This window comes from Spirillospora sp. NPDC049024, from assembly GCF_040649235.1.
Lineage (GTDB): Bacteria > Actinomycetota > Actinomycetes > Streptosporangiales > Streptosporangiaceae > Spirillospora.
Map to the genome: position 1 here is coordinate 333,828 of NZ_JBEZFD010000008.1, position 9,170 is coordinate 342,997.

General features: G+C 69.3%; 6 protein-coding genes and 2 pseudogenes. 5 read left to right on the forward strand and 3 right to left on the reverse strand.

Annotated elements, in window-relative coordinates:
- Window positions 1–17 precede the first annotated feature (17 nt).
- Both AB0C21_RS17980 and AB0C21_RS17985 read right to left on the reverse strand, forming a co-directional pair.
- The gene (locus tag AB0C21_RS17980; protein WP_500205321.1) at window positions 18–1,655 is read right to left on the reverse strand and encodes a long-chain fatty acid--CoA ligase; all 1,638 of its coding nucleotides are present in this window, start codon (window positions 1,653–1,655) and stop codon (window positions 18–20) included.
- A gap of 95 nt (window positions 1,656–1,750) precedes the next feature.
- Window positions 1,751–2,410, reverse strand: coding sequence for a TetR/AcrR family transcriptional regulator (locus tag AB0C21_RS17985; protein ID WP_500205323.1), 660 nt, complete (start codon window positions 2,408–2,410; stop codon window positions 1,751–1,753).
- 259 nt (window positions 2,411–2,669) lie between these two features.
- Between AB0C21_RS17985 and AB0C21_RS17990 the strand changes: the two genes are divergently transcribed.
- The 5 genes and pseudogenes from AB0C21_RS17990 to AB0C21_RS18010 all read left to right on the forward strand — a co-directional run bounded on the left by AB0C21_RS17990 (window position 2,670) and on the right by AB0C21_RS18010 (window position 7,694).
- Window positions 2,670–4,541 carry a helix-turn-helix domain-containing protein gene (locus AB0C21_RS17990; protein ID WP_500205325.1) on the forward strand — a complete coding sequence of 624 codons (1,872 nt, stop codon included), beginning with the start codon at window positions 2,670–2,672 and terminating at the stop codon, window positions 4,539–4,541.
- Between the two features lie 269 nt (window positions 4,542–4,810).
- Window positions 4,811–5,809 carry a hypothetical protein gene (locus AB0C21_RS17995; protein WP_500205327.1) on the forward strand — a complete coding sequence of 333 codons (999 nt, stop codon included), beginning with the start codon at window positions 4,811–4,813 and terminating at the stop codon, window positions 5,807–5,809.
- 328 nt (window positions 5,810–6,137) lie between these two features.
- Window positions 6,138–6,338: pseudogene (locus tag AB0C21_RS18000) on the forward strand (hypothetical protein); the annotation flags it as partial.
- 320 nt (window positions 6,339–6,658) lie between these two features.
- Complete coding sequence (locus AB0C21_RS18005; protein WP_500205329.1) at window positions 6,659–7,288, forward strand: VWA domain-containing protein; 630 nt, start codon at window positions 6,659–6,661, stop codon at window positions 7,286–7,288.
- A complete protein-coding gene (locus tag AB0C21_RS18010) occupies window positions 7,176–7,694 on the forward strand; it encodes a VWA domain-containing protein (protein ID WP_500205330.1) in 519 nt (172 codons plus the stop codon). The genes AB0C21_RS18005 and AB0C21_RS18010 overlap by 113 nt, the downstream gene beginning before the upstream one ends.
- A 71-nt stretch (window positions 7,695–7,765) precedes the next feature.
- Here AB0C21_RS18010 and AB0C21_RS18015 read toward each other — a convergent pair.
- Window positions 7,766–8,646: pseudogene (locus tag AB0C21_RS18015) on the reverse strand (TerD family protein).
- Window positions 8,647–9,170: the final 524 nt, after the last annotated feature.

Genomic DNA, 9,170 nt, shown 5'->3' on the forward strand with positions numbered 1-9,170 from the left:
GTCCGACGCCGGGAGGGCTACTGGCCGGCGTCGGAGCTCCGCTCCTTCTGGTGCGCGGCGAACTGCTCTCTGAGGGCCTTCTTGGAGAACTTGCCGGTCGCGGTCCTGGGGATCGCGGGCATGGTCCAGAGCCGCTCGGGGATCCACCAGGAGGCGACCCGGCCGGTCAGGTGGGCCCGCAGGCCCGTCTCATCGAGGCTGCGCCCGGGGGCGAGGACGACGCAGGCGAGCGGGCGCTCGCCCCATCGGGGGTCGGGTATGCCGATGACCGCCGCCTCCACGACGTCGGGATGGGCCATGATCTCGTTTTCGAGGGCTCCGGAGGAGATCCATTCACCGCCCGACTTCACGAGGTCCTTGGTGCGGTCGACGATGCGGACGTAGCCGTACCGGTCGATGGTGGCGACGTCGCCGGTGCGCAGCCAGCCGTCCTCGGTGAACTGCGACTCGCCGGCATCGGCGCCGAAGTAGCGGGACGCGATCGTGGGCCCGGCCACCTGGAGCTCGCCGGGTGTCACGCCGTCGTGGTCGACGACGTCGCCGTCCGCGTCGACCAGCCGCAGTTCGGTGAGCGGAACGGACGGGCCGGGAGTGGCGAGGACCGCGCGCCGGGCGTCGGCGCCGAGCCCGTCGTGTACGGTCCCGAGCCGGGACGCGGCCACCAGCGGGCTGGTCTCGGTCATGCCCCACGAACTGCTGAGCGGGACGCCGGCGGCCTCGTGCCACTCCCGTGCGAGCGCGTCCGGCACGGGGCTGCCCCCGGACACGACCTTGCGCAGGGACGAGACGTCGACCTCCCCGAGCAGCGGGATGAGCGAGCGCCAGATCGCCGGAACCCCGGCCGTGAACGTCACGCGGTGCCGGGACATCTGGCGGGCCAGCGCCGCCGGGTTCATCGCGGGCCCCGGCAGCACGAGGTCGGCACCGGCGAGCATCGCCGCGTAGGGGAGGCCCCACGCGTTGACGTGGAACATCGGCACGATCGGCATCACGACGTCGCGCTCGCTGATCGCGAAGCTGTCGGCGCCGAGGAGCAGCAGGGCGTGCAGGACGGTCGAGCGGTGGCTGTAGAGGACGCCCTTGGGCGCCCCGGTCGTGCCCGAGGTGTAGCAGAGGCCGGCCGCGTCGTTCTCGTCGATCGCGATGGGCGGTGCGGCGTCGGGCGCCTCGGCGAGCAGCGACTCGTAGTCGACGATCCGGGGGTCGTCCGGTATCTCCTCCGTGCCGCCATCGTCCATGATGACGACGTGCCGCACGGTCGGGGCCTCTTCCACCAGGGGCCACACTGTGGCGACGAGGGAGCGGTCGACGAACAGGACGTCGTCCTCGGCGTCGTGGAGGATGTAGGTCAGTTCGGCGGCGAACAGCCGGTGGTTGAGGGTGTGGAGCACGCGGCCGCCGCTCGGTACCGCGAGGTAGAGCTCGACATGGCGCTGGGAGTTCCAGCCGAACGTACCCACGCGGGCGTGCGGTGGCACGTCGAGGACGTCGAGGACGGCCGCGAGCCGGCGCGCGCGGGAGACGACGTGTCGCCAGGTCGTCGCAACCTCACCGTCCGCCGTGGCGGTGACGACCCGTTTGTGGCCGAACATCTGCTCGGCGCGGCGCATGAGCACCGAGACGTCGAGAGACCGCTCCTGCATGAGACCGTGCATGGAACCTCCGGCATCGCGGCGGGAACTGTGCTTACTAAGCGCATAGTCAGGGTGGCGATCGCTTGTCGACAGGTGAGAAGGAACGGGGGCAGGGGCTACTCCGCGACCAGCTTCAGCGCGAGTTCGGCGTAGAACTCACCGAGCCTTTCCGGAGAGTCGGGACCGTCGAGCCGGTACCAGCGGACGAGGTCGATGCTCAGCGACAGCATCGCGCGGGTGACCCGCTTCACGTCGATGTCCGCGAACGACCCGTCGCTGATTCCGCGGGCGACCGCGTCACGGAAGAACCCGTTGGTGCGGTGGCGCAGCTCCAGGATCTCGTCGTAGTGCTCGGCCGTCAGGCCGGCCAGCTCCATCTGGCAGACGCGCGCGGTCACGTGGTGGCGGGCGTGCCACGCGGTGTACGCCGAGACGATGGCGCGCAGCCGGTCGTCCGAACCCTCCAAGGCCAGGATGGAGGGGGCCTGGACGTGGGCCAGGACCCGCTCGTGGCCCACCCGGATGATCTCGAACAGGACCAGTTCCTTCGAGGGGAAGTGCACGTAGAGGGCCGCCGGGCTGAGCCCGACCCCCTCGGCGATGTCACGGGTGGTCGTGGCGTGGAAGCCGTTCGCGGCGAAGCAGCGCACCGCCGAGGACAGCAGCCCTCGCTGAACCGTGCCGAGATCCTCTCGCCACAGATCGGGAGAGTGGTCCCGCAGCCGGGGGTCGTCCGCAAGGTCCCGTGCGGTGAACCGGGCCTGCCGTCTGGCCATCCGGACCCTCACCTCCTTCGAGTCCTCGGCATGGTACTGATGCCGCCCGCGCGGTCCGCCGGCCGTGATCGGACGTGATCGGACGTGATCGGACACGGTCCGCGGACGGCCTTGCCGTCCCGCATCCTAGCGGCTGACTATGCGCTTATTCACCAGGGTTCCGTGAACAGCTTCGGTCGAGTGAGCTCGACCGCGGACTCTCTGGAAGCTAACTATGCGCTTAGTTATAGTGACCGGTACCGCGTTGACGGGAGAAGGTGTGAACAGGCCCAGTCTTCTCCGGCTTCTCGTCGACGGGGCGCCGTTGCCCCTCTACGACGAGGTCCTGAACCGCATGGTGGCGGACGCCACCTCACCGGCCGAGATCGCGGACCTGCAAGCGGAGCACACGCTCGCTCTCCACCTCCGCGACACGCTGGAGAAACGGCATTCCCGCCATGAGCAGCAGCGGGCGCTGGTCGAGTGCGCCAAGGAACTCGCGGAAGACCGCGGCGCCCCTGACGCGCTCCTGACCCTGATCGTGAGCCAGGCGCAGCGGCTGCTCGGCTGCGACATGGCCTATCTGAGCCTGAACGACGACGAGGACCGCGTGACCTGCATGCGCGTGATGGTCGGCGCGACGTCCTCGGCCTGGAAGGACGTCCGGATCCCGTTCGGCGTCGGCGTCGGCGGCAGGGTCGCCGCCACGGGCACGCCGTTCTCGACGCCCGACTACTTCAGCGACGAACGGCTGTCGCACGATCCGGCCGTCGACGCCTCGGTCAGGGCTGAGCGGCAGGTGTCGATCGTCGGCGTGCCGCTGCGCAACAACTCCGTCATCGGGGTGCTGTTCGGGTCCAACCGCACCCGGGGGCCCTTCTCCCACGACGCCATCGCCCTGCTGGGCTCCTTCGCCGTGCTGGCCGCGTCCGCGATCGACCAGGCGCGGGAGAGGCACGAAAAGGACGAGGCGCTGGCGGCCCTGCGGCAGCGGGCGGTCGACCAGGAGAGAGCGGTCGCGGCGCATGACCAGAGCATGGACATCGTGCTCCGCGGCGGTGGCGTGCAGGAGGTCGTGACCGCGGTGGGTGATCAGCTCGGCGGCGTGCTGGCCATCTTCGACGAGTTCCAGTCGCCCGTCGCCTGGACGCCCGGAGCGCCCGCGGAGGTCCTCCAGGCGATGTCCGTCGCGGCGGGCGGCAAGGCGGCCGTACCTCCCGGCCGCATGCGGGACGGGACGTACCGGGCCATCGGCCTCGTCGCCGGCAGCGAGAACCTCGGCACCCTGGTCTGGGCTCCACCGGCGACTCCCGCCGACGCCGGAGACCTGGACAGGCGCCTGCTCGGGCGCGCGGCCGCAGTCGCCTCCCTGCTCCAGCTGTTCGGTCGCAATCTCGCCGCCGCCGAGGCCAGGGTGCGCGGCGAGTTGCTGGACGACCTGCTCACACCCAATCCCCGCACGTACTCCTCCCTTGCCGAGCGCGCCCTGCGGATCGGCTACCAGCCGCAGAAGCGGCACGCGGTCGTCGTCGCGCACATCCGGGCGGAGAAACGCCAGGGCCTCGCCTCGGTGGCGTCCGACCTCGCGGCCGCCCGCGACGGCCTGAGCACCGTGCGGGACGGCCAGGCGGTCCTGGTCATCCCATCCGACGACCCGTCGCTGACGGCCCGCCAGATCTCACGGTCGATGACCACGCGGCTGCGGTCGCCGGTCACCGTCGGTGCCGCGGGGCCGGTCGACGACCCGGCGGACCTGCCCGCCGCCTACGCAGAGGCGCTGGCCTGCGCCCTGGCGCTGCTCCGGCTGGAACGCGCCGGTGCCGCCGCCACGGCCGACGACCTCGGCTACGCCGGACTGCTCCTGGGCGACGGTGCGTCCGCCGCCCGGTTCGTGATGCGGACGCTGGGCCCGGTCATCCAGCACGATGAACAGCGCTCGACCGTTCTGATGGAGACGCTGGGAACGTACTTCGCCACCGGCCAGAGCCTCGTCGCCAGCGCCAAACGGCTGCACATCCACCCGAACACCGTCACGCAGCGTCTCCACAGGGTCAGTCGCCTTCTCGGCAAGGACTGGAACAGCCCGGATCACACGCTCGAAGTGCAGCTCGCTCTGCGCCTTCACCGCCTCAACCGAGACCTCGACGACTGACCGCCTGCTGGGCGAGGACACGAGGTGCGTGGACAAGCCGGTGGAGTAGACGGGCATCAAGGGAAGCATTGCAGGCGACCACGCTTGGTCGCAGAGGAGCGCCGCGAGGCGGTGCAGGGCTCATCGACGCCCATGTGCGACTACCGGCGCGTGGACCTGCGTTCATGTTCGGTGCTCGCATCGGGGCAAATAAGCCCGTTTGCCAGCCCCGGTTCCGTTCCGCCGTCAGGTCCAGTCCCGCCGTCAGACCATGCCTCTACGCTCCCCGTATGACTCGGACCACGCCGCCACGGCCCGTCGACCTTGTCGCCGTTTTCCCCGAACTGTCCCGCTACGCGCGGACGGCAACGCGGCTTCATCCCCGGCCCGGCTCCCCGGGAGTACGGGAAAGCTCGATCGGCGGCCCCCTGTTGTGGCCGGCCGGTGAGCCTTGGCCGATGTGCACGCAAAAGCACGACCCTTACGGGCCGGTCGAGCGGCTCGCCGACGAACGCCGTCGTCGCGAGGTCCTCGCGGAAGCTTGGAGCCGGATTCCACTCGGCTCCCGCGCGGACTTCACCCCGCAGCAGCGGGCGGAGTTGAACCGCCTGGACGGCCACGAGCCGCCCCCGCCGCCGGACGGGCCGGTGCCCTTCCTGGCCTTCGCGCAACTGTACGCACGCGACATCCCTGACCTGGCACCGCCACCGCACGCCGATCTGCTGCAGGTGCTGTGGTGTCCGTGGGACCACGACGACCTGTCGTGCCCGGCGGTGATCCTGCGGTGGCGGCGGGCGGACGAGGTGACCGTCGCGCTCGATCCGCAGCCCGAACCGGAACTGATGGAGTACGACACCTACCTGCCCGACCCCTGCGTCCTGTATCCGGAGCAGATCGTCGAGTATCAGTACGCCGACTTTCTGCCCGCCGACCTGCGCCGCAGGCTGAGAGAGTGGAGCCAGGAGACCGGCCACAGCTACCAGGACCTGTCGATCGCCTCCGGGATGAAGGTCGGCGGTTGGTCCTCCTGGCACCTCACCGATCCCTACCCCATGATCTGTGAGTGCGGCGCCGACCTTGAACTACTGCTGTGCATCGACGGTGCCGAATGGGACGGCAACCGCACCTGGCAACCGGTCGAGGACATCGAGATCGAAGCGGCCGAACAGTTCCACCGCCTTCCCCACCTCAACAGCCCGACCAACATCACCATCGGCCGGGGCTACGGCCTGTGGATCTTCACCTGCCCCGTTTCCCACGACCACCCGCACCAGATGAGCATGCAATGAACGCGCCGCCTCGGCCGTGCCGATCGCGGCAGACGAGGGCTTCCCAGCGCTATGGGTTCGGCACGGACGCGCCCAGTGCCAGGTCCTCGACCCGGTCCCCACTCCTGGTGACCATCCGGCGGCCACGATCATCGCACCGGCCCGCCCCGGACAGCGCCGATGAGAACGAACACCTCGCTCAGATGACAGCAGCCGCCCCCCATGGTGGACAGTCGGCGGCATGAGCGTGCGTCGACGGTAGGAGTCAGCGCAGTCAGCCGTTGTTGACAGGCGGGTTTGGCAGGATGGGTCGGTGGCAGGAGAGTCTTCCTATGTGGAGCGCGCGCCGATGCCCGCGCTCGCCCGGCTCGTCTCCTCCGTCTGGGTCCAGCAGGTCGGCGACCGGGTCTTGCCGCAGCGGCACGTGCCTCACGGTGGCGCCGAGGTGCGGTGTGTCCTCGGCGAAGCGCCGCGGCTGCTCGGACCGCTGACCACGTCGGCGTACCACGACATACCGGCGGGTGGCACGGTCATCGGGATGCGGCTGCGTCCGGGGGTGCTGGGCGGTCTGGTCGACATGCCGGCCGATGAGCTTGTCGGTCAGGACATCGCGGGAACCGACATCTGGGGCGACGCGGTCCGCCTGACGGACGTTCTCGGGAAAGCCGCCACGCCACAGGAGGCGCTCGCGGTTCTCCAGTCGTTCCTCGCGCGGTCCGCCGGTGAACTGGACCCTGTGGTGGACGAGGCCGTCGCGCGCCTCACGCCCGGATCCGTCGGTGGAACCGCCGCGCTGCCGGCGCTGCTGGCGATCTCTGAACGCCACCTGCGACGCCGCTGCCGGCCGCGGCCGGTGTCGGGCCTAGGGAGTTGCACCGCATCCTGCGTTTCCAGGGCTTCATCGCCCGCGTCCAGGCCTCGGTCGACCAGCAGGACGCCGCGGAAGTCGATCTGGCACGGTGGGCGGTCGAGGCGGGGTACCACGACCAGGCGCATCTCACCCGTGAGTGTCGCCGGCTCGCGGGCGCGCCGCCCGGCGAGTTGCTGGCGCAGTACGGTGCCGCGTGCGGCTGCGGGCACGACCACGCCGCGTCCTACCTCCCGATGCTCCGACGACGAGATGGACTCGCCGGCCTGGCCACGGACTTCGGTGTGGACGTGACCGATGAGCGGCCCGCCGAGGTCGCCCTGCCCGCGTTCGACCTGCGGACGCGGATCTCGTTGCGTAAGGAGGCCGTCCGCGTCTCTCTGGAGAAGAAGGGCATCGGCGGAGTGCGGGCGCGGGTGGCCATCGCGCTGGACGCCTCCGGTTCGATGCGCAGGTTGTACAAAGAGGGAGATGTCGCCGAAATAGTGGAGCGGATGGCGGCGATCGCGCTGCAGGTGGATGACGACCGGCACGCTGGACGCCTGGATCTTCGCGACGGAGTTCGCACGGCTGCCGCCGCTGCGGGTCGCCGAGATCGAGGCGTGGACGCGGGACAACGTCCGCATGCATGAGGCCGTAGCCGCCTACGGAAGCCGGGTCAGCCTCGGCGGCCGCAACAACGAACCCCAGGTGATCCAGGACATCCTCGCGCACTATGGGGCCAGGCCGGGCGAGCCTGTTCTCGTACGGTTCTTCTCCGACGGTGGCGTGGCCAAGGACGCGCAGATCGCCCGCCTGTTGCGTGAGGCTTCGAACCGCCCGGTCTTCTGGCAGTTCATCGGCTTGGGGCAAGGTCGTTACGGCATCCTGGAGAAGCTCGACACCCTCGACGGACGGCTCATCGACAATGTCGGCTTCTTCGCCGTTGACGACATCGTCCAAATCACCGACGCGCATCTCTACGAGCGCATCCTTTCCGAGTTCCCCGCCTGGTTGGAAGCGGCGAGAGCGCACGGAATACCTCTGGGCTCGAATTGAAGAGGCCAGGATCCTTTAGCCCGGAACCCAAGCTCGAAGTCCGGTCGCGCCGGGAGGTGACCGTGGCCCGTTCAGTCGTCGATGTCGACGCCGTAGTTGCGGGCGAGTTCGTCGAGGCCGTAGTCGTAGCCCTGGCCGATTGCGCGTAGGCGCCAGGAGGTGCCGCGGCGGTAGACCTCGGCCAGGAGCATGGTGCGTTCGGTGGTCGCCGAGTCGAGGGTGGCCTGGGCCAGCGAGGCCTCGCTGCTGCCGGGGGCGGCTGTGATCTCGATGGTGCCTCTGGTGCCAAGGTCGTGGCGCCGTCGATGGCAGCGGCAACGACGACCTTGTGTACGGCCGGTGGAAGCTTCGCGGTATCGATGGTGATCGACTGCTCGACCGGGCCGTCGGCGGACAGGGTGATGGTCCCGTCGGGTGTTTCGGTGGCTCCGTAGAAGACGAAGTCCTCGTCGCAGGACACCTGCTCATCGATGTCTACGGCGAAGGCGACGACGTCGATCTCACCGGTCGTCTGCTGTGCCCACGTCGCGGCTACCGTCCAAGCTGTGGTGTGCGAGGCAATGGGCAGGTCCGTCGTGCCGCCTCGCGATAGGACAAGGACTCCTGGCTGTTTCGACGCCACCGTGCGGCTTCCGGTGGCCGGTGATGTGTCCGGTGTATGGAGCCATTTCTCATCGTGCACGGGCAGTTCGAGGGAGTGGATTCGGGCCAGACGGCGGTCACGGTCGCCGCCCGGGAGCACGATGATGTCGGTGACGCTGTTGGAGAGGTTCACTGCGGCGGCACCGCCGAGTTCGGTGATGCGTGTTCGTGTTGCGGCAGCGTGGTCATGCGCGCCGCCCAGGACGAGAACGCGCCGCCCGACCAGAGGCTTGGCCAGTTTCGCTCGAGACGTGGGCGACGGGGTCTGGTGGGCGGCGCCTGGGAGATCAGTCGGTGCGTCGACGGGCATTTGTTGGGGACGATGCACGCCCGCGCTGACTCAATCCGGTGCTACCGTTGGCGGCCCCCAGTTCAGGGGTAGTCCCAAAACTCGCCTTGGAGGATGTTTGGGTGCCCTGGAAGTCACGCATGAGGCGCTTAACGCACGCTTGCGGGACGCGACTCCGGACTCGGCCCTGGTCTTCGGCGCGAGCTGCCTGTACCGGGTCCTGCCAGTGATAGACGCGTGTTCCACGAGCCGGCTGGACCCTGCGTCGAAAGAACGGCTTCTGGAGCCGGGGCTAGACGAGAAAGGCCTGCGCGGCTGCCTGCGCGAGTTGGGGAACACGGTCCGGGAGCCGTCCTTTCCGGAGGGGTGCGAAGAACTCGGCGACGCTCCGGCCATGGCTGGTGAAATCGTCTTGCGCGGGCTGGCGCCCGGGTTCGTTCTCAAGGAGTGCCTGCCCTCAACCGGTGGAAGCAATTCCGCTGGTCAGTAGCTCGGCGAACACTTCCTTGGGCTTCTTGAATCCGAAGATAGCGCGGGGTCGGTTG